Origin of the sequence: Shinella sp. JR1-6, from assembly GCF_004284735.1 — a bacterium.
GTDB lineage: Bacteria > Pseudomonadota > Alphaproteobacteria > Rhizobiales > Rhizobiaceae > Shinella.
Window position 1 is genome coordinate 1 of sequence record NZ_SHMI01000032.1, and the last position, 22,551, is coordinate 22,551.

Consider the following 22,551-nt stretch of genomic DNA (forward strand, 5'->3'; position numbering starts at 1 on the left):
TCCCGTCAGTGATCATCGCAGAGGCGATGTAATTTGTTTTCTCGATAATGCGGCAATTTCTTCGGAAGTCAATGGATGGGGCGCAATTTGCGCATCTTCGTGTAATCTGTTTTCTCGCAATGCAGCAAAGTGAGAAATTTTCATGATACCTGTATCGGCGGGAGCTGCGACGACAGTGGCGATCGGGTTGAATCCCGTATCGATTTCAACTTGTTCCGCCTTGAGACGTATATTCCGGAATGGCTGGAAGCGCAGGAAAATCAGCGGCATCATGAAAATGTGGTGGCATCTGATGGGTCTGATTTTCATCGATGGTGGGCCTTCATTCCGCACCTCACGCCGATTTGAAGGCAGTGCGTAAAAATTTTTCTGAAAAACGGGCCCTGTTCTCCTGAAAATTCATGTCCTGACGTTTGGTCGAACCGGCACCGTCATGAAAATTCGCGGCACTTCCGGTAATCATCTCCCAGAATGCCTGGATATCCGGGCAGTCTAGGGCGTCTCTGCAAGGCGGATGGGAAAGCACCCCGGAATGATCCGGTGAATTTCATGCGGTGGCCACCAAGCCCATTGATGCAGGCCGACACTGTGTTATGACTGGGCGAACAAGAAATTTGTTTTCATTTGCGCGCCGAACCGACGCGCCGTGCAGGGGGAGGCCGCAGCCTATGGACCTTTTTCACGCCTTGTCGGATGAGGATGGCCGGTTGTCCGGGCTCGACCGGAAGCTGGCGCAACTCGCGCTCGACGATGTCGATTTCGTCGTCAACTCGTCGATCGGCGAGCTGGCCGACCGGGCCGGGGTGTCGCCGCCGACGGTTACGCGTTTCTGCCGTCGACTCGGTTGCAAGGGCTATCCGGATTTCAAGGTGCAGCTCGCCAGATTGACCTATGTGGGCCTGCGCTATGTCAAGCCGGAGGTGCCGACCGAAACGCCGGAGGAAGTGGCCGAGGACATCATCGCCAAGGCACAGAACGCCCTGTTCCAGCTGCATCGCCAACTGGATTTTGCGGCGCTCGACACCGCCGCCCGCCTGCTGCGCGGTGCCGATTTCATCCAGGCCTTTGGGGCGAGCGGCAATTCGGCGATGATCGTCAACGAGCTGCACAATCGGCTCTTCCGGCTGGGCTGCCGCATCAATGCTTCGAACGACCACAACATGAACGCGATGATCTCCGCGGCGGCCCTGCCGGGCACGGTGGTGTTCGGCTCCTCCTTCACCGGCCGCGATTCGGCGCTCGTCCACTGCCTCGAACTGCTGCGCCGGCGCGGCATTCCCACCATCGTTGTCACGCAGAGCGGCTCGCCCGTCGCGGCGGCGGCGGATGTGGTGATTGCCGTCGAAATGCCGGAGGGAAAGAATATCTTCCGACCCACCTCCACGCGCTATGCCTATCTCGCGGTCATCGACATGCTGGCCAACCTCGTGGCCTACACTGACAGGACCAAGGCGATGAAGACGCTGCGCAGCATCAAGGAGGAACTGGTCAGCCGGCGCGACGGCGACGACCGCCAGCTCCTCGGCGACTGATCGGGCCAAACCCTCTTTCAGCGCGCGGGTTTCGGCGCTCCGGTGGAAAGCACCTCGACGCGCTGCGTGCCGACCGTACCATCGGCCTCGACGACGGCCTGCCAGCGGCGGTTGCCACAGCGCACCGAAAGCCGCCAGCGCCCGGCATCCGCGCCTTCGCCGCGCTCGACGCGCGAGGCGACGAGGCCGCGGCGCATGTAATCGCGCAGCGTCTGCGTCGGCCAGCCGAAGCGCGCGGCGAGCATGTCGGCCGGCAGGAGGAACTCTCCTGCTTCGCCCCGGCTGAGGACGAGGGGGGTGGCATCGGCTGCACTCATGAAATTGCTTCTCGCGAAATCGGCGCGATCGCCATGGAATCCTCGCCGCGGCTGAACGCGATGGCAAGGCGGAAGGAATGCGCGATGCGCAGTGCCCGGTCAAGGAAGAGGTCGGCGACTTCAGGCGGGCAGAGCCGTTCGACGGTCATGCGGAACAGCGTGAGCCAACGGTGGAAGTGCTGCTCCCGGAGTTCGGGAATGGCAAGGTGCGGCGGCAGGGCGCGGCCCTCGTAGCGGCCGGTGCGCAGCAGCGTCGCAGACCAGAAGTCGCACATCTTGGCAAGATGCACCGGCCAGTCCTCCGGCGGGATCGCGCCGTTGAAGACCGGGCCGAGCAGCGCATCCGCGCGGATCTCGTCATAGAAACCGTGTACCACGGCATGGATCATCGCTTCGTCGAGCACTTCCGGCAACGGCTTGCCGTCGATGACGATGGTGCGGGCAGGGGCGGGGCGGCCTCTCATCGGATCGCCCTGTAGCTGTGCCAGGTGCCATGGCCGAGCAGCGGGAAGATGACGATGAGGCCGAGGAACCCCGTCGCGATGGCGACAACGGTGAGTGCCAGCACGATGGCGCCCCAGGCAAGCATGACCGGGAGGTTGCGGAAGGTCAGCGAAATGCTCGTGCCCATCGCGGTGAAGGCATCCGTTTTCTCCGCCAGCAGCATGGGAATGGCAAAGGTGCTGATGGCAAAGGAGAAGGCGGCAAAAAGCCCGCCGACCGCCGTGCCGACGACGAGCATGCCGAGCCCTTCCGGGGTGGAAAGCAGCATGGCGACGATATGGTCGAGGCCGGGAAAGGGCCGGAGCCCGACGAAGAGCGCGTAGATGATGACGGCGGCACGCATCCAGACCAGCATCAGTAGGCAGAGAATCGCGCCCGTGTACCAGACCTGCGCGCCGGATTCCGTTTTCACGAAGATCATGCGCGACAGGCTTGGCGGGATGCCCTCCTCGAGGTCCCGGCTCTTGCGATAGAGGCCGATCGCCACCAGCGGGCCGACCACCATGAAGCCGGCAAGCGCGGGGAAGAGGATATAGTCGAGCTCCAGGCGGAAGAGGCCCCAGACCACCGCCAGCGACAGGAGGAAGACGGCGAAGCCGTAGGCGAGGCTCGGCAGCGGGTTGCGCCAGAGGTCGCGCCAGCCGGCGGTGAGCCAGCCGAGCGCCGCGGCGGCCGGCAGGTGGCGGCGGCGCTGTTCGGCGAGCGGCACGGGCGCGCTACCGGTCTTGTCGGTCGTTCCCATGGTATCCTTCCTCTCCTAGCAGGACGGCCGCGCGGCGCGGTACGCGCCGTCCTGGCCCTCCGTCTTCAGGTGTTGCACGCAATCGGGCTGGGATGTCAGCGCGACATAGACGAGATGCGCATTGGCGCCCGCGAAGACGGCAAGGCCGGCTGCGACGACGATGAACGCGGCGAGCCGCCCGGTGATGCGCCCGGGCCGGCGCGTTTCGCTTGCCGCGCCGCTCATCGTGCGCCCTCCGTCAGCGTGCCGACATAGAGCGCCAGCAGCTTGATATCGACCGGCGAAAGGCGGCCTTCCCAATGGGGCATATGGCCCTGCCGGCCGGAATAGACCGAGGAATAGACGGTCTGCGCGCTGCTGCCGTAGATCCACGTTGCATCGGTAAGGTCGGGCGCGCCGGCTTCCGTGCTGCCGCGACCGTCTTCACCGTGGCAGGCGACGCAGTTGGCGGTGAACACTTCCTTGCCGGCCTCGGCTGCAGCCGCGTCGGCCTCGCTCATCGGCAGGGCCGAGAGCGAGCGCACATAGGCGGCGACGGCTCGCACCTGCTTGTCGTCGAGAATGCCGTCGCGGCCGAAGGCCATCATCTGCGAGACGCGCGTCTCCTCGTTGGTGGAGTTGATACCGATGCGGATCGTCTCGGCGATGGTCTCCGGCTCACCGCCCCAAAGCCAGGCCTTCGCCGCAAGGTTGGGGAAGCCCGGCCCGCCGGTGCCGCGCGTGCCGTGGCAGGCGGCACAGTTGTCGATGAACAGCGTGCGGCCGGTCTCGCGCACATGCTGCATCAGCGTGTCGTCCGCGGCGATCTCCGCGAGGCTCGCTTCGGCGATGCGGCCGGTCCAGGCCGCACGGGCCGCGGCGGCATCCTCGACCTGCTGCGTCACGACGGTGCGCTGGTCGATGCCGAGCAGGCCCTTCGTATAGGAGACGCCGAGCGGCCAGGCCGGCATCAGGATCCAGTAGACGATGGCAAACAGCGTGGTGACGGTGAGGAAGAACAGGACGACGCGCGGGATCGGCGTGTCCAGCTCTTCGATGCCGTTCCACTCGTGCCCGGTGGTGACCCGTCCGGTTGTGGGATCGTGTCTTTCGGTTGCCATGTCCTAGTCCCCCGGCCGGTCGTCTTTGTCGAGAATGCTCGTCTTGGCGCGATCGAAGCGCTGCCGGTTGCCCGGCCAGAGCGCATAGATCACGACGCCCGCGGCAAGCAGGATCAGGTAGAACAGGCCCCAGCTCTTGGCGAAGGCGACGACGCTGTTGTGATCGATGTCCATCGCCTCACTCCGCCGTTGCCGTCTGCTGCTGCGCCGCCTTCGTCAGCTGGCCGACGATCTGGAGATAGGCGACCAGCGCGTCCATCTCGGTCAGAAGGCCGGGATTGCCGTCGAAGGCGCGCACATTGGTCGCCTCGCCGTAGCGCTCGCTGACGCCGGAAGCGCCGGCATCATCGGGGTTGGCCTGTGCACGGGCGTCGGCGGTGGCGCTATCGATCATCGCATCCGTATAGGGCACGCCGACGGCGCGCTGGGCGGCAAGATGTTCGCCGAGATCGTCGATCCTCAGCGCATTGCGCTTCAGCCAGCCGTAACGCGGCATGACAGATTCGGGCACCACATCGCGCGGATTGACGAGATGGGCGACATGCCAGGCGTCGGAATACTTGCCGCCGAGGCGGGCGAGGTCCGGCCCGGTGCGCTTGGAGCCCCAGAGCATCGGGTGATCGTACTTCGATTCAACGGCCAGCGAATAGGGGCCGTAGCGCTCCACCTCGTCGCGCAGCGTGCGGATCATCTGCGAGTGGCAGGCATAACAGCCCTCGCGGATGTAGAGATTGCGGCCGGCAAGCTCCAGCGGCGTGTAGAGCCGCATGTCGGGCGCCTCCTCCACCGTTTCGCCGATGGTGAAGAGCGGGGCGATCTCGACGAGGCCGCCGATGGAGGCGACGCCGACGATGGCCAGAACGAAGCCGATGGCATTGCGCTCGAGCTTGCGGTGGAAGAATTCCTTCATCGTCATTCTCCTGCCTGGGCTGTGCCGGCCTTGCCGTAGAGGGGAACGTCGCCGGCCGGCTCTGTGGCGCGCGCCTGTCGCGCCATGCGGATCGTCATCCAGACATTGAACGAGCAGACGACGGCGCCGGAGAGGAACAGCAAGCCCCCGAACGCGCGGGCGATGTAATAGGGATGCATGGCGACGAGGCTGTCGATGAAGGAATAGGCGAGCGTGCCGCTGTCGTTGTAGGTGCGCCACATCAGGCCCTGGATGATGCCTGAATTCCACATGGCGAAGACATAGACGACGGTGCCGGCAAGCGCGAGCCAGAAGTGCACCTCGATCAGCCTGGGCGAATACATGCGCTCCGTCTTCCACATCCACGGCACGAGGGCGTAGAGCGAGCCGAAGGTGATCATCGCCACCCAGCCGAGTGCGCCGGCATGCACATGGCCGACGGTCCAGTCGGTATAGTGCGAGAGCGAGTTGACGGCGCGGATCGCCATGAAGGAGCCTTCGAAGGTGGAGAGCCCGTAGAACACGGCCGCGACCATCATGAAGCGCAGGGTCGCGTCGTCACGCACTCGGTGCCAGGCGCCGTTGAGCGTCGCGAGCGCGTTGCCGGCGGATGCCCAGGACGGCACCAGCAGCACGATGGAGAAGGTCATGCCGAGGGTCTGCACCCATTGCGGCAGGGCCGTGTAGTGCAGGTGGTGCGCGCCCGCCCACATATACATGAAGGTGATGCCCCAGAAGCTGATGATCGAGAGGCGATAGGAGAAGATCGGCCGCTCGGCGCGCTTCGGCAGGTAGTAGTACATCATGCCGAGGAAGCCGGCCGTCAGGAAGAAGGCGACGGCGTTGTGGCCGTACCACCATTGCGTCATGGCGTCCTGCACGCCCGCGAAGAGTGAATAGCTCTTGGCATGGCCGAAGGAGACGGGCACGGCGAGGTTGTTGACGATATGCAGCACCGCCACGACCAGGATGAAGGCCATGTAGTACCAGTTGGCGACATAGATATGCGGTTCCTTGCGGCGCTGCAGCGTACGGATGTAGATGAAGAAATAGACGACCCAGACGACGACCAGCCAGATATCGGCATACCATTCCGGTTCGGCATATTCCTTCGACTGCGTCATGCCCATCAGGTAGCCGGTGGCGGCGACGAGACAGAAGAGATTGTAGCCGATCAGCACGAACCACGGGCTGAACTGGTCGGGCAGCCGCGCGCGACAGGTGCGCTGGAGCACGTGGAAGGAGGTGGCGATCAGCGCATTGCCGCCAAAGCCGAAGATGACACCCGACGTGTGCACCGGCCGAAGGCGTCCGAAGCTCGCCCAGGCACTGTCGACGAAGGTCAGTTCCGGCCAGGCGAGCAGCGCGGCGACCCAGACGCCGACGAACATGCCGACCACCGCCCAGGCGAGCGACAGGATGATGCCGACCCGCGTCGGGTCGTCATAATATTCGGAAAGCCGGCTTTCCGGCGGCTCCGGGGAAAAGAGTGCGGAGAGCACGACGAAGCCGAGGCCGACGCTGAAGACCAGCACGATATAGCCGTGCACGGCCAGCGGATCACCCCGCCCGGCCACTGCCATGGCGAGCCCCGTCAGGGCGAGCGCGCCGAGCACGAAGAGGGCCAGATGGCGCTCCGAAACCGTCAATCCCGATATCATCGATATCTCCTCTTCGCGTTTCATGCCGCTTCGGCAATGCCGAGCAGCGGACCGAGCGCGGCCCTGTTGCGGACAATATCCTCAAGCGTGTATTTGTCGAGGACTGCAAGGAATGCGGCAAGCGCCTCGTGCAGCATGCCCTTCAGCCGACAGGCCGGCGATATGGCGCAGGCCCGCCCGCCCGCCTGCATGCATTCGGCCAGCGAGAATTCCTCTTCCGTCGCCCGGACCAGCGCGCCGACCGGGATGTCGGCCGGTGCCTTCGCCAGCCGGATGCCGCCCGCCCGCCCGCGCGTCGTCTCGACGAGGCCGAGGTCGCGCAGGGTCTGCGCCACTTTCAGGAGGTGGTTGCGCGAAAGCCCGTAGGCTTCGGCGACGTCGTTCACCGTGCACACGCCATCCGGCCGCGTCGCCACGTAGATCAGCATGCGCAGGGCATAGTCCGTGTGAAGCGTCATCCGCATGTCGTCGTCTCCCGCTCGGGCATCAAAAGGGTATCTTGAGTACCACTTTTAACGCAAGCCCCGACCGGCCGAAAGTGCAATAGCGTCGCAGGGCCGGGAAGCCCTGCATTGGGTCAGGCGGAGCCGGTGAGGCGCTTCGTCCAGTCCTCGACCCGGTTGCTTTCCAGCCGGCGCGCGGCGTGGCTGCGCCAGCTCTCGGCAAGGCGTTCGAGCGCGGCGATGCCGGCCAGTTCCGAGCGGTTGAGCGGATCGATGTAGAAGGCGCGCCAGATGCGCGTCAGCGTCCATTCCGGCGCGCGACGCTCGCGCAGGACGAGGCGGTCGGCGGGCGAGACGGTGCCGGGCGTGAGCACCCGATAGTACCAGCCGGTCCGCCCGGTCGACTGTACCAGGCGCGCCATCTCCGTCCGGCCGAAACGCTCGTTCAGCTTCCAGCAGGGCTGCCGCCCCTGGCTGACCTCGAGGACCGCGGAGCCGAGCTTGAAGACGTCGCCGATCGCCACCATGCTCTCCGTCAGCCCGGTCGTCGAAAGGTTCTCGCCAAAGGCGCCGGGGCCGGCGAGAAGCGGATGCGGCCCGAGATCGCTCGTCCAGTCGGCATAGTGCTCGAAGGGATAGTGATGCACGGCCTTTTCCAGTCCGCCATGCCGCACGGTATCGCCCTGCGCATCGCCGGCAAAACCGGTCTCGGTCAGCGCAAGCGCATGGCCGACCGGCGATTTCACGATGCCGCTTGGCACGCCGCGTGCACCCAATGGCGCGACCTTGCCGATGCGCAGGCTGAGCAATGCAAGTTCCGTCATGGCGTGACAACCGACGGTGTCGATACGGCGCAGCGGCCGTCGGCGCAGGTGCCGTCCTCGGCCGCGGCGGACTGTACCGGGGCCGCGGAAAGCGCCATGGCGATCCGTGCTCCGACGGCGATGTCGTCCTCCACGCCGAACGCCTGGTGCAGGATTGTGCCGTCGCGTCCGATCAGCACGGAGGAGGGTGTTCCGCGCAGCCTGAAGCGCTGCATCGTCACCGGAATATCTGATCCCTCTGCGGCCTTGTCGATGCCAACAGGGGATTTCAGCCGGTACTCGTGGAGGAATGCTTCGAGGGTGACCGGCGACATGGCTGCATGGTGCTCGAAGACCGTGTGGATGCCGATGACCTGCAGATCCGTATGGGCAAAGACGCGCTCGATGCGCTGGACCTGCGGAATGGCCTGCGCGACGCAGCCGGGGCAGAGGAGCTGGAAACTGTGCAGGAAGACCGGCCGCCCGCGCAGGCCGGCCAGTGTCAGCGGGACCGGCGTGTTGAACCATTCGCTGATCGCAAGTTCCGGAGCAAACGCTGTCTCAGGCGCGGTCATTGGCGCCTCCCGGTATGGTGGCTCTGGCCGGGCCGTGCGTGCCCGTTGCATCGCAGGGGCCTGTGAGGGTAAATCTCGGCATGTTCTTTCCTTTCATTTGCCTGGAGGGGAGGAATGGCCGGTCCGGCAATGGCAGTTGCCGGACCGGCACCGGGTCATTCTGCCGGCACGACCTTGCCGGGCAGGCTGAGATCGCCCGAGGCCACCTTGAACACGTTGCTGACGCACAGCAGCGGCGCATGCAGGTTGCCGTTGACCTTCAGACCTGCCGTCACGCCGTCGAACGAAGCCCCCTTGATGCCGCCAATCAGCGAGAGGGGAATGGCCACATCCACCGTATCGCCCTTGAAGCTGGTCGGATATTCCGGGCTGTCGATGAGGAGCGGAACGCCAGGCCAGGTCTCAGGCACTTTCGGCTTGGTGCCTTCCGGAATGTCGATGACCTTGAGGCCGCCGCCGCAGGCCTTGTCCTCGGCCAGCACCACCCAGTGCGGATGCCAGACATGGCGGTTCTTGCCGCCCTTGGCCGCATCGTCGAAATCCGGATGGAAGGTGACGGCGAGCGCGACGATGCCCTGGCCCTTGTCGAAGCCGATTTCGCCGCTGTCGAGGCTCGTCGGCCAGACATAGGCGTAGACGCTGGAGCCCTCGAACTTGCCCGTCGCATCGGGCTTGTCCTTGCCTGCCTCGCCACGCACGCGGGTGGTGAAGATCGCGCTGTCGCCCTTGGTGACAATCGTCGTTTCGATAATGTCGAATGCGGCCTGTACCGCCTCGGCGGGCTCTGCCTTGATGGAATGGGCGGAGGCTGCCGTCAGCCATAGCAAAGCCGTTCCGGCGGCGAGTGCCCCGGTTGCAAATCTGCCGAACATGATGGTCTTCCTTTCGTTTGCCTGGAGGGTTGGGATTATCCCGTCTGAAAGGCATCCCAGGTGGCAGCCCGGGATGCGGGATCGGCTTCATCGTGATCGCGGCAATCGACGCGCAGCTCGCGCTGGCCGAAGGCGGCATCGACGAAATGACAGTGATGGGGGCGCGCGGGATCCGCATGCGCGAAGGGCACGAAGTGGCGACAGGTCACGCACATGCGCTGGACGGGGATCGCCTCCGCCACCTGTAGCTGCCGGATCATCTTGACGAGGGCGAGAAGCAGCGCTTCCTGTTCGTGTTCATCGAGCGCGCCGAGGGCCTCGGCGGCAAGGCCATCGCCGGTGTCCGAGGCTGCAAGGGCTGCTAGGCCCGCCGCCGTCGGCACCACGCGCACCGCGCGCCGGTCGCCCGCCTCCGGCCGCTTCTCCAGATAGGCCTTGCGCTCCAGGGCGTTGATCGAATCCGTCGCCGTCGGCTGCGAGACGCCGAGATGGGCGGCAATCTCGCGCACGCCGAGACCGTCCACCCCGCGTCCTTCCAGCAGCGTCAGGATGGCGAGCTGCGTCGGGTTGAGCCCGCTTGCCTTCGACCGGTTCCAGTCGTCGATGCGCATGGCCATGCCGACGCGGGAAAGGCCTTCGCGAAGGCGCTCGGTAATCGAATGGGGGTCCTTGGGCGTTTCCATGCGCATAATATATAGGACTCCTATATATCTTCAAGGGCGCCATGAAAATTGTTCAGGCCGCCATGCGGGTGGCGGCCTGACGGTGTATGTAAAAGTGGGGCAGGTGAGGCCCGGGCTGAGCCGATCCCTGGTCACACGCGACGCATGATCGGCGTCAGAACGACGCTTTCAGCTGGCCGCCGATGTTCCAGTCCGGTTTGTCGTTTTCGCGGAACGTCGCGGAAACTGCTGTGTCGAGCTGCCAGCGTTCGTCGAACTTCCAGCCGACGCGTCCGCCGAGCGTCGCGAAATTCTGATCGTCTGCATTGCCCCTGGCGTCGCCGACCCAATCGACTGAGGCTTTTGCGCCGTTCTTTCCGGCGAAGGTGCGGCCTACCGCGCCGAGGATCGTGTAGTCGAGCCTTTCGTCCAGCCTGCGGCTCCAGGCGAATTCCGCGCTCACCGTGTCCGAGGCGGAGCGACCACCCTTGATATGGCCCGCGAAGAGGTTCTTGCCGGAGGCATCCTCGTCATAACCGTCAAGGTCGAGCCAGGAGCGGGTGAAGCGCGTTGAGAGTGCGAATTCGTTCGCGGCATCCGGTGCATAGATCACGCCGGCCCGCCCATAGGCGCTGAACAGCGAACCGGAGGCGCTACCGCTGGCGAAGACGATCGAATCGAGATTCTGGTAGCTGCGCGAGAACGAGGCCGAGATGTCGGGCGATCCCCAGGCGCCGACTTCGCCGAAGGCGCGCCAGGTGGCCTGCGGGCTCGTATAGCGCACCGCGCCGGCAAAGAGGCCGAGCGTGTCGAGCGCGACATCGGTGCGGTTCGCATGAACCATGGCGGCACCGCCGAGAACGCTCACGCCGCTGCCTGCCTCCCAGCGCCCGTTGAAACCGGCAGCCGCATCCGAGCTTGCGAAGGCGGCGACATAGCTGCCCTCGTCGAAACGGCTCTGCTGGCCGAGCAGGTTCTGCGCGGTATCCATCAGGTCGAGCGCGATGGACTGCCGCTGGCGGGCGATCTGGTCGAGCGAGGCGACGACCGAGGCTGTGGTCGTGTAGCCGATGCGGGCGAAATCGATGGAATCGATCGCCAGCGTGGATTCGAAGCCGTTTTCGTCGAGCGGCCCGCTCGCGCCGAGGATCACGGCAAGATCGAGCGTTTCCGAGCCAGAAACGCCCACTTTGTCGGAAATGGCGACATCGTCCTGCAGGGGACCCTTGATCTCGTATTGCAGGATCTTCTTGCCGTCCTGCGTGGTGCGCAGCGAGGCGGTCTGGCCGTCCTCGGTCGTCGTGAAGCCGCGATAGTCTACGGCGTAGACGGTATGCCCGCCCGGCTGGGTCACGGGCACGGACAGCTTGCAGGTCGTGGTCGTGCGCTTCTTGCCCGATGCACCGCCGGCCGTCGCGGAAAAATCGTCGAAGAGAATGCTCGTCGCATTGCCATCGGGGGAATGCGTTGCGGAAAACGTTCCGTCGGCACAGCCGTTTGCCGCGTGGGCGAGCCCCGGAAGCGGGATCGAGGCGGCGGCGAGGAGGGTGAGGCGGATCGGAAGACGCATACGAAAATTCCCTGGATGCAGGCCGGGCGGCGAGGGCGTCGCCCGGTTCATGAAGGCGCAGGATAGGGCGTTTTCCCTTTCAGGAAACGCACCAGACTGGGTTCAGCGGCACTTGCGCCACTGCAGCTGATAGATGATCGCGGCCTTCACGTCCTGCGTATCGACCGTCGCCATCGCTTCCTGGCCACGCGTCGTGTTGACGCGGATGCTGGAGTTGGTGCGCAGGTTGACGTCCTCGCCGCAGGCCGACCAGACCAGCGATTCCGCCGTCAGCTTGTTGGAGATCAGGTAGTCTTTCTCCTGCGGGCCGGTAAAGGTCTGGCGGAAAGCCGGGCCGCGCGTGCCGGCGAAGAAGTATTCGACGTTGAACTGCGAGCGGGCGCCGCGCGGCAGCTGGTTGAAGCCGCGATAGTCGATGGCGAGCACCGAGACGCTGCGGCCCTGCGGCACATGAACCGGGATCGCGACGTTGCAGGTCTTGCGGTCGAAGGACTTTCCGGTCTCGCCACCGGCTTCCACGACGTACTCGTCGAACAGCAGGCTGAGAGCCTTGCCGTCCGGGCTCAGGGTTGCGGCGACGCTGTTGGCCGGGCAGCCGCTGCCGCCGTAGCCGGGCGTGCCGAGCGAGATGTCATCCGCCTGGGCATGGGCAGCCGTGGCAAGAAAGAGAGATGCAAGCAGGATACCAGCGGTTTTCATGGAATTTCCTCGATTTCGAACCGAACCTGACGTTCGTTCAAGATATGACAGCGGCGACCTGAACCGTCTCTGAGCACTGCGTTCATTCTGGAGTCATCCGGCTTGTGGCAATCTGTACGCTACGCAGTTAACAGCGTTTTAAAGAAAAATGTCCGTAAACGAGCCTTTAAAGGGCAAAACCGTGGCAGGCCGTCTGCTTGGGCCTGTTCGAATGCAAGGAGAAGCGAAATGCGCATTGTCCCAGGCGTTCCAAGGATTTTGCTGATCGTACTGGCAGCCGGTGCCGTGCTTGCCGGTTGCACCACGGAACGCGCGCCGGATGTGCGCCCCGGCTATTCCGGCTCGGTCTCCCCGGCGATGCGGGCGCATCAGCGCCGGCAGGCGATCCGCGCCGAGGAGGGCGGCTACCGGCGGCTCTACCGCCCGCGGGATTGCCGCTACGGCGCGCGCCCCTGTGGTGGGTATGCGACGTTCAACCCGTCCTGAGCCGCAAGGTCAGGCATAGACCGCTTCGGCAAGTCGCCGGCAGCCGTCGACGAGGTTCGGTTCCTGCAGCAAAGCGCCGCCGACGAGATACATGACGTCCTTGCCGTAGACCGCGCGCATATCAGGCACGCGGGCGAAGTTCACGCCGCCGCCGGGTGTCGGCACACTCGCCTTCGGCCCACCCATCCCGGTGCCGCAGGCCTCGGCAATCGACCGGCATTCTTCCCGGGTGAAGCCGAAGCGGCCGCCGAAATTCGGAAAGACCACCGCGTCCGCGCCCATCAGCCGGTGTAATGTGCCGTAGAAGGCACGGTGCGAGAAGCCGCAATCCGGCGAAACGACATTCGCGCCGGAAAAGGCGGGGTGCGTGACGATGGGCAGGGAAAAATCCGGATCCGCGGCGAGCGTGCGCGCCACGTCGTAGCCGGCAAGCGCCGGGGCGATCATGACGGCGCCCGCGCCGGCGGCCTCCGCCTCTTGCGCCCGTTCGAGGATCACGCCCGCAGGGCCGGTAATGTTGGGCACGAAGCTCGTGCGCCCGCCGCTCTTGGCATTCGCCTCGCCGACCGCCTCGACGCAGGCCCTCAGCCGCTCGGAGAAGGGCGCGGTCTTCTGATCAACGAGCCCATGATCGTCCTTCACGTAGTGCATGCCGCCGAGCGCAAAATCATGGGCGAGCCGGGCGAGTTCAGCAGTGGAAAGGCCGACGGGCTTGATCGCCGACATGAGGAGCGGCACATCGTCAACCCCGGCGCGTGCGCGCAAGCCCTCAATGCCATGGCGCGGCCCCCCGCAAAGCGAAAGCAGACCCGGTGAGAGGCCGATATCCTCGACCTTGAGGCCCGGTTTGATCGAGCTGTTGCCGAAGACGATGTTGAGGAACTGCAGGAAATCACCCCCGACATCGTCCTCGGAATAGGAGATTGTCGCGAGGAAGCCCGCGCGCCCGTCCGGAGCCTTTTCCAGCGTCTCCAGCCTGCCGAGGATTTCGTCCTCCACATAGCCCTTCGGCACCACGTCGCGCGGGATCTCGACCGTCTGCTCCAGCGCGATGTCGAGCGCCCGCATCTTCGCCTCCGCCGCATCGGCAGCGCGGACGAAGTAGCGGACGGTGAAGCGCGGCGCCATCAGAGCGCCTCGGCTTTCTGGGCCGAATGCACATGGTCGAGGCGCACCTCTGCCAGTTCCTCCTCGCCGATATCAAGCGTCTTGCCGAGCAGCGCCTCGATGGCCGCGACGAGCGCCCCGGCGTCGAGCCCGTATTTCTTCATCAGATACGGTTTTGACGCGCCATGCGCGAAAGTATCATTGAGCCCGAGCCGCTTCAGGCGAATGCCCAGCCCTTCCTCGGCAAGGATTTCCGCCACGAGTGAGCCGAGGCCGCCGACGATCGTGTGGTTTTCCAGTGTGACGATGCCCTTCTTGCCGCGCGCCGCCTTCAAGAGCCCCTCCCGGTCGAAGGGTTTGAGCGTCGAGGCATGCAGGTGATGCACGCCGAGGCCGCGCGTTTCCAGCGGCCGGCTGGCACGCAAAACCTCCTCCGTGCAGACGCCGGAGGAGACGACGAGAATGTCGTCGCCTTCCGAAAGCGTGCGCAGCCTGTTGAACTCGAAGGGCGTCGAGAAGAGGCGGGGCACCTCGCCGCGCAAGACGCGCACATAGACCGGGCCGTCGATGCTGTCGGCGACGTCGAGCACGGTCTCGACTTCCGTCGCGTCGCCCGTTTCGAGGATGGTCATGTTCGGCACGGCGCGCAGCACGGCGATATCCTCGATCGCCTGGTGCGTGATGCCGCCGGGCGTGGTGATGCCGGGCAGAAAGCCCATCAGCCGCACCTTGCGGTTGGAATAGGCGATGGAATTGATCAGCTGGTCATAGGGCCGGCGGTAGAGGAAGACCGAGAAAGTGTGCAGGAACGGCCGGAATCCCTGCATGGCAAGGCCGCCGGCGAAGGACAGCATGTTCTGCTCCGCCATGCCGAGCGAGAGGAACTGGTCCGGATGCCGGTCGCGAAAACCATCGACCTCGCAGGAAGAGGTGAGATCGGCGGAAAGGCAGAGGACCTCCGGCCTTGCGCTGGCGAAGGCCTCGAATGCCCTGGCATAGGGGCGGTTGACGATTTCGACCATGGTCAGGCCCCTTCCATCGCGTTCACGTCGACGCCGAGTTCGGTAGCGAGTGCCGCCTGCATTTCCAGCCGCTCCGCCGCGCTCTTGAAGCGGACATAGTGCAGGCGCGGAAAACGCTTCTTCAGAAAATCCATGCCCTGATAGGGCGAGGTGTTGGCGAGGATGACGAGCGGCTTGCCGGCCTCGGCGCTGTCCGCTGCTGCGCGCAGCGCCCCGAGATCATGGCCATCCACAGAGCGGCAGGTGACGCCGAAGGCGGCGACCCGGGCGGCAAGATCGCCGAGATCGAGCACGGAGGACATCGCTCCGTCGCATTGCTGGCGGTTCACATCGACGATGACACGGATATTGTCGATTCTGTGGTAGCTCATCGCTGCAAGGCATTCCCAGGTCTGGCCCTCCTGGAATTCGCCATCGGACATGTAGACCCAGACCTTGCCGGGCTCCTTTTTCCGAAGCCGCGCGAAGGCGACGCCCGAGGCCATGGAAAGGCCCTGTGCCAGCGAGCCTGTCGTCACTTCCATGCCGGGGCTGTGCTCGGCGCCGATCATCTCGACCGAACCGCCATCCTTGTTGAAATGGTCGAGTGCATGCTCGTCCATGCGGCCGGTCTCGATCAGCGCGGAGTAGATGACGAGCGCATAATGGGCGGGCGAGATGAAGAGGCGGTCGAATTCAGGCCCGATCGGGCCATGGTAGCCGGCGCCGGTGAAGGCATCCGGATTGTGCGCCGAGGGCACCCCGCGGAAGGGCAGCGGCACCTTCGGCAGCGTCGGTTCTCCGAGCTTCAAAAACTCGTTGTAGAGCAGGGCCAGGCTCTCGGCGGCCGAGCAGGCCTGGCTGAGATAGCCGCCATTGTTCTTCATCGTGTGGAAGAAGACGCGCCGGCGGATGCCGAGCGCGATGTCCTCGGTGGATTTTTCGTTCGTAAGGCTCATCGTCTCAGCTCCGTTCGGGGAAGAGCGCCTTCAGGCCCTCGGGCGAAGGCGTGGCGATGCCGCGCTCGGTGATGAGGCCGGTGATGAGGCGCGCCGGCGTGACGTCGAAGGCGGGGTTCGCCGCCGGGCTGCCTTCGGGCGAGATGCGCACGCTGGCGATCGAGCCGTCGGCTGCGCGGCCCTGCACGAAGTTCACCTCGTCGCCGGCCCGCTCCTCGATCGGGATTTCCTTGATGCCATCACGTACCGTCCAGTCGATGGTGGGCGAGGGGAGCGCTACATAGAAGGGCACATTGTTGTCGCGTGCGGCGAGCGCCTTCAGATAGGTGCCGATCTTGTTGCAGACGTCGCCGTTCGCCGTGGTGCGGTCGGTGCCCACGATCACCATGTCGACATCGCCGTGCTGCATGAGATGGCCGCCGGCATTGTCAACGATCAGCGTGTGCGGCACGCCGTGACCGTTCATCTCCCAGGCGGTGAGATAGGCGCCCTGGTTGCGCGGCCGCGTCTCGTCGACATAGACGTGGACGGGGATGCCTTCCTCGACAGCCATGTAGATCGGCGCGGTCGCGGTGCCGTAGTCGACGGTGGCCAGCCAGCCGGCGTTGCAATGGGTGAGGATACGCACCGGCTCGCCCGGCTTTTTCTTGGCCGCGATCTTACGGATCACGTCGAGGCCGTTGGCGCCGATGGCGCGGTTGAGCTCGACATCCTCCTCCGCGATCTCCGCCGCGCGCTTGTAGGCGGCGGCCGCGCGTTCGCCTTCCGGCAGCGGACGCAGATGATCGCGCATCGCGTTTAGAGCCCAGCGCAGGTTGATGGCGGTCGGGCGCGTTTCGTTGAGTTCCTCCCAGACGGCGTCGAGATGCGCATCCGACGGGTCCTTCGCCATGGCGATGGCGACGCCGTAGGCGGCGGTGACGCCGATCAGCGGCGCGCCGCGCACCCACATGTCGCGGATCGCCGTGGCAATGTCGGCGACGGTCTTCAGTGTCACGACGCGGAATTCATGCGGCAGCCAACGCTGGTCGATGATGTCGACGGCGCGGCCGTCCTCGTTCAGCCAGATCGTATGGTAGTGGCGTTCTCCGACTTTCACGCGAGAATCTCCTTTTCAAGCCGCTCCACGGTCTCGCGGATGTCGCGAAGGCTGTGGATGCGCTGCCGGTTGACGGCGAGGTGACGCCCGAGTTTCAGCGCCTTGGTTTCGCAGGGCGCGCGGCGATCGGGGTCGGCGATGGTTTCGAAATCGGCGTTGTGGGCAAGGCCGAGGATGCGGCGGTGGATCTCGACACCGGCGAAGCCCAGCATCTCGCACCAGATCTCGTCGATGACGATATTGAGGGCCTGCTCAGCGGCGAGGGGGTCACCGCGATCCTCGAAGAGGCTTGCCTGATAGAGGATGCCGCGGCGCTCCGTGCGCCAGAGATGGGCGAATTCGGCCCGGAATGTTTCCCAGAGCGCCTCGATCGTGTCGAGCAGGTAGGCGCGCACATCGTCGCGTGCGCCGGGCGCCGTCTCGTGGCCTGCCTGCGAAAAATAGCTCATCCAGAAATTGGCGATCAGCATTCCGACGTCGAAGCTGATCGGGCCGTAGAAGGCGAATTCCGGGTCGATGACCCGTGTCTCGTCATCCGTCACCATGACGGAGCCGGTGTGCAGGTCGCCATGGCAGAGCGTTTCGGCCTTGGCGGAGAAGAGGTGTTTCAGCCGTTGCGCCTCCACCTTGAGGTCGCGGTCGGCGCGCAGCTCCGCGACGATGGGGTCGAGCTGCGGTGTCGTGTGGCGGTTGAGAGCGGCCTCGAAATAGGGATCGGAAAAGACGAGGTTTTCCGTGATGTCGCAGAGTTCGACATTGTCGGAGAACAGCGCGAGATCTGCCTTCTTTTCCCGCGTCGGCATGGAAAGATCCGAGCCGCGGAACAGCGTGCGGGCGGCAAAAAGCCCAAGGTCGCGGCCGATTTTCGGCAGTTGACGCCCGTCGATCAACGCACGCCTCAGGATAACGTGCGGTGCCAGGTATTCCATGACGATGAGCGCCTGCGCCTCATCGAAGAAGAGGATTTCCGGCACCATGCCCGGATCGCGCGCGGCCTGCCGTGTCAGCGCGTGATACTCGAAGAAAGAGCGCTTCAGCGGCAGCGGCCAGCTTTCGCCGACCAGCCGCACATAGGGCAGCGCCTGCTTGACGATCGCCGCACCCGTGTCGCCCGTCACGATGAAGACGAGATTGAGGTTGCCGTCGCCGACCTCCTTGACGGTCCAGCGAGAAAAATCTGCGCCGATCTTTTCCTTCAGGGCAGCGTTGCCGCTCAGCCGATCCGGCAATGTCTCGGCGCTCAGCGCTGCGAAGACCTGGCTTTCCATGTGCTTCTCCTCCTCGGCAGGACACGGCCTCCACTGCCGGTCATCCCCCCGTTCTTGCGCACAGCTAAGGCAGCATTCTGTCAAATGTCAATAGCCTTGACATTTGATGAGAGCCTATCCTAACCTGCCTTCATTGGGAGGAGAGAATGAGCGAACAGGCGGTGTTTCGCATTGGGGGCGTGCGCAAATCCTTTGGGCCGGTAACGGTGCTCCAGGGGGTGGACCTCGACCTCAAGGCCGGCGCGGTGACGGTTTTGATGGGCGCAAACGGCGCCGGCAAATCCACGCTCGTGCGCATCCTTTCCGGCGTCTACACGCGCGACGACGGAGTGATCACGCTTGCCGGCAAGCCCTTCGAACCGGCGACGCCCGCCGAGGCGATCCGCGCCGGCGTCGTCACGGTGCACCAGAACATCAACGATGGTGTCGTCGCCGATCTTGACGTCGCGACGAACCTCACGCTCGACCGGTTGAACGGGCGCGGCGCAAAACTGTTCTTCAATCCGCGCCGGGTGCGCCGCGAGGCCGCGGCTGTCGCTGCCCGCATGGGGCTTGCCATCGATCTTGCGGCCAATATCAACGATCTGACGCTCGCCGACCGCCAGATGGTGGCGATCGCGCGCGCCATGGCGCATGAGCCGAAGGTGCTGATCCTCGACGAACCGACCTCCTCGCTTTCCAGTGCCGAGGCCGATCGCCTGTTCGACCTCGTCGACCGGCTGAAGACACGCGGCGTCGCCATTCTCTACATCTCGCACCGCATGTCGGATATCCGGCGCCTTGCCGACAGCATCCTCTCGCTGCGCGACGGCCGTATCACCGGCCGGTTCGAAGGGCCGGAGCTCGATTACGAGGGCGCGGTCGACGCCATGCTCGGGCGCAAGGTCTCGGCCGGCGCGATCGCCGTGCGCGAGGCGGGCGCTCCGGTCTTTGGCGTGCGGGGCCTGAAACTTTCCGAGCAGGCGCGGCCGTTCGATTTCGAGCTCGGTGACGGCGAGATCGTCGCTGTCACCGGCCTTGTCGGTGTCGGCAAGACGGCACTCGCCGAAACGCTGTTTGGCGCCCGCGCGCCGGCAGCGGGCGAAATGACGCTCGATGGCCGGTCCTACGCACCGACAAGCACGGGCCAGGCGATTGCCCGCGGCGTCTTCCTTGTCGCCAAGGACCGCGCGATCAGCGGTATCGTGCCCGATTTCAACATCTACGAGAATATCAGCCTGCCGTTCCTGCGCCGGCTCTCGGCCTTCGGCGTCGCGAGCCGACGGGCGGAAAAGGCGAAGGCGCGCCGGCAGATCGATGCGCTCGGCGTCGTCTGCCGCAGCGAGCGCGACGAGATGCAGACGCTGTCGGGCGGCAACCAGCAGAAGGTCATGGTCGGCCGCTGGCTCTCGGAGCCGTCGCGCCTCCTCATCCTCGACGAACCGTTCCAGGGCGTCGACATCGCCGCCCGTCGCGATATCGGCGAGAAGCTGCGCGCCTCGGCCGCCGGCCGCTCCACCATCCTCTTCCTGACCGAACTCGACGAAGCCTTCGAGGTCGCCGACCGCATCCTCGTGATGTCGGAGCAGACCATCGTCGGCGAGCACCGCAACGCCGACATCGACGTCGAGCGGCTGCTCTCCGAGATCGCCGGGCAATTCTATCAACAGGTCAATGCATGATGATGAGTGAAGAGAGCAAATCCGCCACCGGCGCCGTTCCATCGGCGACCCTGAATTTCAGGGAAGCCGCCATCAAATACGGCTTCCTCGTGCTGCTCGCTGGCATGGTGCTCTATTTCTCGCTGGTGACGGGCGGTTTCGCCTCGCCGCAGAGCGCCGTCTTCATCCTGCAGTCCGTGTCGATAACAGGCATCCTCGCGCTCGGCGTCACCGCGACGCTGGTCGTCGGCGGCTTCGACCTTTCCATTGGCTCCGTCGCGACAACGGCGATGATGGCCTCCTCCTATGTCATGGTGGTGATGGGCGGCGACGCGCTGACGGCGACGCTCGCCTGCCTTGCCGTCGGCGTTCTCGTCGGCCTCGTCAACGGCATCATCATCGTCTACATGCGCGTGCCGGATCTGCTCGCCACGCTCGGCATGATGTTCCTTCTGCTCGGTCTCCAGCGCATCCCGACAGAGGGACGCTCCATCGCGACCGGCATGACGCTGCCGGATGGCTCGACGGCGACAGGCGCCTTCAGCCCGGCCTTCCTTGCGCTCGGCCGCCACCGGTTTGATTTCATCCTGCCCAATCTCTTGCCGGTGTCCGTCGTCGTGCTGATTGTGCTTGCCATCGTCATCTGGTTTTTCCTTGAATACACCCGCTTCGGCCGCATGATGTACGCCGTCGGCTCCAACGAGCGGGCGGCGAGCCTCGCCGGTGCGCCGGTCAATGCCTACAAGATCTCGGCCTATATCATCTCGGGCGTCTTCGCCTCGATCGGTGGCATCTTGCTTGCCGCCCGGCTCGGGCGCGGCGACATCGCCTCCGGCAACAACCTTTTGCTCGACGCCGTCGCCGCCGCGCTGATCGGCTTCGCCGTGCTCGGTGCCGCCAAGCCGAACGCCTTCGGTACCGCCGTCGGCGCGCTTTTTGTCGGCATTCTGCTGCAGGGCCTGACGATGATGAACGCGCCCTATTACACGCAGGATTTCATCAAGGGCGCGGTGCTCGTCATCGCCCTGATCTTCACCTTTGCGCTCTCGAAAAGAGGCAAACGCTGAAACCGCCTGACAGACAATCAAAAGTTCACCAGTGGAGGAGACTGACATGAACCTTACTCGCAGAACCCTGGGCAAGATAACGCTCGGGCTGATGGGCGCGGCGGCTTTCGCTGTGCCGTCCTTTGCCGCCGATATGCCGGCGCCCTTCGACAAGCCCGGCGACGTGAAGATCGCGCTGGTGCGCTATCTTTCGACCGGCGACTTCTTCCAGTCCTATCTTGCCGGCGTGGAGGCGCAGGCCAAGGCGCTGGGCGTCAACCTGCAGGTCTTCGACAGCCGCCAGGACGCCGCCCTCCAGGCCGACATGGTCGACCAGGCGATCGCGCTCGGCGTGCAGGGCATCATCATCCAGCACGGCCTGACCGAATCCATGAAGGAAGCCGCCCAGCGCGCGGTCGATGCCGGCATCAAGGTCGTCGCCTTCGACGTCAACGTCGAGAACGAGAAGATCCCGCAGATCGAACAGTCCGACCGCGACCTCGCCCGCCTTGCCCTCGAGCAGGCGATCAAGGACAACGGCGAGAGCTTCAAGGCCGGCTATGTCTATGTTGCCGGCATCGCGCCGCTCGACCGTCGCGACGAGACCTGGAAGGAATTCAAGGCGAAGTATTCGGGTATCAACGAGGCCGCCCAGTTCGGCACGATGGACAACCCGATCGCCAATTCCGTCGCCAACCAGGCCCGTTCTGTCATCTCCGCCAACCCCGACATAACCGTGATGTTCGCCCCCTATGACGAATTCGCCAAGGGCGTGAAGATCGCCGTCGACGAGGCGGGCCTCTCCTCCAGCGTGAAGATCTACTCCGCCGACATCTCGACCTCCGACATCGCTGCCATGCGCGAATCCGGCTCTGCCTGGGTCGCGACGGCCGCGACGAACCCGGCGGTGGTCGGCCAGGTCTCCGTCCGCTCGCTGGCCATGCTGCTCGCCGGCGAAGACCCGGGCAAGCAGGTCATCGTCCCGCCGACGCTGATCACCCAGAAGGACCTCAACGATCAGGACATCAAGAACATGGAAGAGCTGGGTGTGAAGCTGCCGCAGTTCGCCCACGCGGATGTGGCCATGCCGGCGTGGATGCCGAAGCCCTGATTTTTGGCATGTGAATGGATGAAGGGCGGCCTGCAACGGCCGCCCTTTCCGTTTGTGCGGCGTTATATCGGACCTTTTAAAGGACCCTATTTGGTCCGAAGGCGGCGCTGCGATGAAGCTTTCCGAAGACGCCGAGCGGGACACCGAAGACCTCTGTCGCTTCATCGCCCGTCGCGACGGGGCAGAGACCGCCGAGCGCACCCTCGGCGAGATCGAGGTGGCCGCAATGAGCCTCGAAGAATTCCCGGAGCGCGGGAACATCCCGAAGGAGTTGGTTTCCATCGGGATCAGCGAGTATCGTGAGATCCATCACAAACCCTGGCGCATGATCTGCCGAACTATGGGATCGGACGTCGTCGTCTATTGTGTCATCGGCGACCGCCGGGGCATGCAGCCGTTTCTGGAGCGCCGGCTTTTTCGGTAGGGTTTCGGGGCGGCCGGCAA

Annotated in this window: 27 protein-coding genes; 6 read left to right on the forward strand and 21 right to left on the reverse strand. The window is 64.8% G+C overall.

Annotated elements, in window-relative coordinates:
• Nucleotides 1-12 precede the first annotated feature (12 nt).
• Entirely contained in the window at nt 13-273 is a 261-nt protein-coding gene (locus EXZ48_RS29850; protein WP_130520556.1) for a hypothetical protein, read from the reverse strand.
• Between the two features lie 395 nt (nt 274-668).
• Here EXZ48_RS29850 and EXZ48_RS29855 point away from each other — a divergent pair, with 395 nt between their 5' ends.
• The gene (locus EXZ48_RS29855; RefSeq protein ID WP_050745749.1) at nt 669-1,532 is read left to right on the forward strand and encodes a MurR/RpiR family transcriptional regulator; all 864 of its coding nucleotides are present in this window, start codon (nt 669-671) and stop codon (nt 1,530-1,532) included.
• Between the two features lie 17 nt (nt 1,533-1,549).
• Here the strand turns inward: EXZ48_RS29855 and EXZ48_RS29860 are convergent, their stop codons facing one another.
• From EXZ48_RS29860 to EXZ48_RS29930, 15 genes are all read right to left on the reverse strand, one after another.
• Nucleotides 1,550-1,849, reverse strand: a complete 300-nt coding sequence (locus tag EXZ48_RS29860) for a DUF6522 family protein (protein ID WP_245462395.1) — start codon at nt 1,847-1,849, stop codon at nt 1,550-1,552.
• A complete protein-coding gene (locus EXZ48_RS29865; RefSeq protein ID WP_130520558.1) occupies nt 1,846-2,313 on the reverse strand; it encodes a group III truncated hemoglobin in 468 nt (155 codons plus the stop codon). The genes EXZ48_RS29860 and EXZ48_RS29865 overlap by 4 nt, the downstream gene beginning before the upstream one ends.
• Entirely contained in the window at nt 2,310-3,095 is a 786-nt protein-coding gene (locus EXZ48_RS29870) for a DUF2189 domain-containing protein (protein ID WP_130520560.1), read from the reverse strand. The genes EXZ48_RS29865 and EXZ48_RS29870 overlap by 4 nt, the downstream gene beginning before the upstream one ends.
• 15 nt (nt 3,096-3,110) lie before the next feature.
• Entirely contained in the window at nt 3,111-3,320 is a 210-nt protein-coding gene (locus EXZ48_RS29875; protein WP_130520562.1) for a hypothetical protein, read from the reverse strand.
• On the reverse strand, nt 3,317-4,195 hold the full coding sequence (gene ccoP / locus EXZ48_RS29880) for a cytochrome-c oxidase, cbb3-type subunit III (protein WP_130520564.1): 879 nt from the start codon (nt 4,193-4,195) through the stop codon (nt 3,317-3,319). Before ccoP ends, EXZ48_RS29875 begins: the two co-directional genes overlap by 4 nt.
• Nucleotides 4,196-4,198: 3 nt before the next feature.
• Nucleotides 4,199-4,369, reverse strand: coding sequence for a CcoQ/FixQ family Cbb3-type cytochrome c oxidase assembly chaperone (locus tag EXZ48_RS29885; RefSeq protein ID WP_023515681.1), 171 nt, complete (start codon nt 4,367-4,369; stop codon nt 4,199-4,201).
• A gap of 4 nt (nt 4,370-4,373) precedes the next feature.
• On the reverse strand, nt 4,374-5,105 hold the full coding sequence (ccoO, locus tag EXZ48_RS29890; RefSeq protein ID WP_130520566.1) for a cytochrome-c oxidase, cbb3-type subunit II: 732 nt from the start codon (nt 5,103-5,105) through the stop codon (nt 4,374-4,376).
• A gap of 2 nt (nt 5,106-5,107) precedes the next feature.
• Nucleotides 5,108-6,766, reverse strand: a complete 1,659-nt coding sequence (gene ccoN, locus EXZ48_RS29895; RefSeq protein WP_207900541.1) for a cytochrome-c oxidase, cbb3-type subunit I — start codon at nt 6,764-6,766, stop codon at nt 5,108-5,110.
• Between the two features lie 20 nt (nt 6,767-6,786).
• Nucleotides 6,787-7,230, reverse strand: a complete 444-nt coding sequence (locus EXZ48_RS29900) for an Rrf2 family transcriptional regulator (RefSeq protein ID WP_023514674.1) — start codon at nt 7,228-7,230, stop codon at nt 6,787-6,789.
• Between the two features lie 113 nt (nt 7,231-7,343).
• Nucleotides 7,344-8,033, reverse strand: a complete 690-nt coding sequence (locus EXZ48_RS29905; RefSeq protein ID WP_130520568.1) for an MOSC domain-containing protein — start codon at nt 8,031-8,033, stop codon at nt 7,344-7,346.
• The gene (locus EXZ48_RS29910) at nt 8,030-8,587 is read right to left on the reverse strand and encodes a redoxin family protein (RefSeq protein WP_050745756.1); all 558 of its coding nucleotides are present in this window, start codon (nt 8,585-8,587) and stop codon (nt 8,030-8,032) included. Before EXZ48_RS29910 ends, EXZ48_RS29905 begins: the two co-directional genes overlap by 4 nt.
• Before the next feature lie 155 nt (nt 8,588-8,742).
• Complete coding sequence (locus EXZ48_RS29915) at nt 8,743-9,459, reverse strand: hypothetical protein (RefSeq protein ID WP_130520570.1); 717 nt, start codon at nt 9,457-9,459, stop codon at nt 8,743-8,745.
• Between the two features lie 35 nt (nt 9,460-9,494).
• Nucleotides 9,495-10,148 (reverse strand): MarR family winged helix-turn-helix transcriptional regulator, encoded by a 654-nt coding sequence (locus EXZ48_RS29920; protein ID WP_245462396.1) that lies wholly within the window; start codon nt 10,146-10,148, stop codon nt 9,495-9,497.
• A gap of 148 nt (nt 10,149-10,296) precedes the next feature.
• The gene (locus EXZ48_RS29925; protein ID WP_165909468.1) at nt 10,297-11,691 is read right to left on the reverse strand and encodes a DUF4360 domain-containing protein; all 1,395 of its coding nucleotides are present in this window, start codon (nt 11,689-11,691) and stop codon (nt 10,297-10,299) included.
• A gap of 102 nt (nt 11,692-11,793) precedes the next feature.
• The gene (locus EXZ48_RS29930; protein WP_023514680.1) at nt 11,794-12,390 is read right to left on the reverse strand and encodes a DUF4360 domain-containing protein; all 597 of its coding nucleotides are present in this window, start codon (nt 12,388-12,390) and stop codon (nt 11,794-11,796) included.
• 228 nt (nt 12,391-12,618) lie between these two features.
• Between EXZ48_RS29930 and EXZ48_RS29935 the strand changes: the two genes are divergently transcribed.
• Nucleotides 12,619-12,876, forward strand: a complete 258-nt coding sequence (locus EXZ48_RS29935; RefSeq protein ID WP_023514681.1) for a hypothetical protein — start codon at nt 12,619-12,621, stop codon at nt 12,874-12,876.
• Between the two features lie 9 nt (nt 12,877-12,885).
• Here EXZ48_RS29935 and EXZ48_RS29940 read toward each other — a convergent pair whose 3' ends face one another.
• From EXZ48_RS29940 to mtnK, 5 genes are read right to left on the reverse strand one after another with little or no spacing between them, the layout of a single operon-like run.
• Complete coding sequence (locus tag EXZ48_RS29940) at nt 12,886-14,004, reverse strand: RuBisCO large subunit C-terminal-like domain-containing protein (protein ID WP_130520574.1); 1,119 nt, start codon at nt 14,002-14,004, stop codon at nt 12,886-12,888.
• Nucleotides 14,004-15,005: a transketolase family protein gene (locus EXZ48_RS29945; protein WP_130520576.1), complete on the reverse strand. Its 1,002-nt coding sequence runs from the start codon at nt 15,003-15,005 to the stop codon at nt 14,004-14,006. The genes EXZ48_RS29940 and EXZ48_RS29945 overlap by 1 nt, the downstream gene beginning before the upstream one ends.
• A 2-nt stretch (nt 15,006-15,007) precedes the next feature.
• On the reverse strand, nt 15,008-15,943 hold the full coding sequence (locus EXZ48_RS29950; RefSeq protein ID WP_130520579.1) for a transketolase: 936 nt from the start codon (nt 15,941-15,943) through the stop codon (nt 15,008-15,010).
• A gap of 4 nt (nt 15,944-15,947) precedes the next feature.
• On the reverse strand, nt 15,948-17,042 hold the full coding sequence (gene mtnA / locus EXZ48_RS29955) for an S-methyl-5-thioribose-1-phosphate isomerase (RefSeq protein WP_130520581.1): 1,095 nt from the start codon (nt 17,040-17,042) through the stop codon (nt 15,948-15,950).
• Entirely contained in the window at nt 17,039-18,310 is a 1,272-nt protein-coding gene (gene mtnK, locus EXZ48_RS29960) for an S-methyl-5-thioribose kinase (protein WP_130520583.1), read from the reverse strand. The genes mtnA and mtnK overlap by 4 nt, the downstream gene beginning before the upstream one ends.
• Nucleotides 18,311-18,456: 146 nt before the next feature.
• Here mtnK and EXZ48_RS29965 point away from each other — a divergent pair, with 146 nt between their 5' ends.
• The 4 genes from EXZ48_RS29965 (at nt 18,457) to EXZ48_RS29980 (ending at nt 22,531) form a co-directional block, all read left to right on the forward strand.
• Nucleotides 18,457-19,971 carry a sugar ABC transporter ATP-binding protein gene (locus EXZ48_RS29965; RefSeq protein WP_130520585.1) on the forward strand — a complete coding sequence of 505 codons (1,515 nt, stop codon included), beginning with the start codon at nt 18,457-18,459 and terminating at the stop codon, nt 19,969-19,971.
• Nucleotides 19,971-21,017 (forward strand): ABC transporter permease, encoded by a 1,047-nt coding sequence (locus tag EXZ48_RS29970; protein WP_207900543.1) that lies wholly within the window; start codon nt 19,971-19,973, stop codon nt 21,015-21,017. Before EXZ48_RS29965 ends, EXZ48_RS29970 begins: the two co-directional genes overlap by 1 nt.
• A 46-nt stretch (nt 21,018-21,063) precedes the next feature.
• Nucleotides 21,064-22,107, forward strand: coding sequence for a substrate-binding domain-containing protein (locus EXZ48_RS29975; protein ID WP_023513568.1), 1,044 nt, complete (start codon nt 21,064-21,066; stop codon nt 22,105-22,107).
• A gap of 112 nt (nt 22,108-22,219) precedes the next feature.
• A complete protein-coding gene (locus tag EXZ48_RS29980; RefSeq protein WP_130520587.1) occupies nt 22,220-22,531 on the forward strand; it encodes a type II toxin-antitoxin system RelE/ParE family toxin in 312 nt (103 codons plus the stop codon).
• Nucleotides 22,532-22,551: the final 20 nt, after the last annotated feature.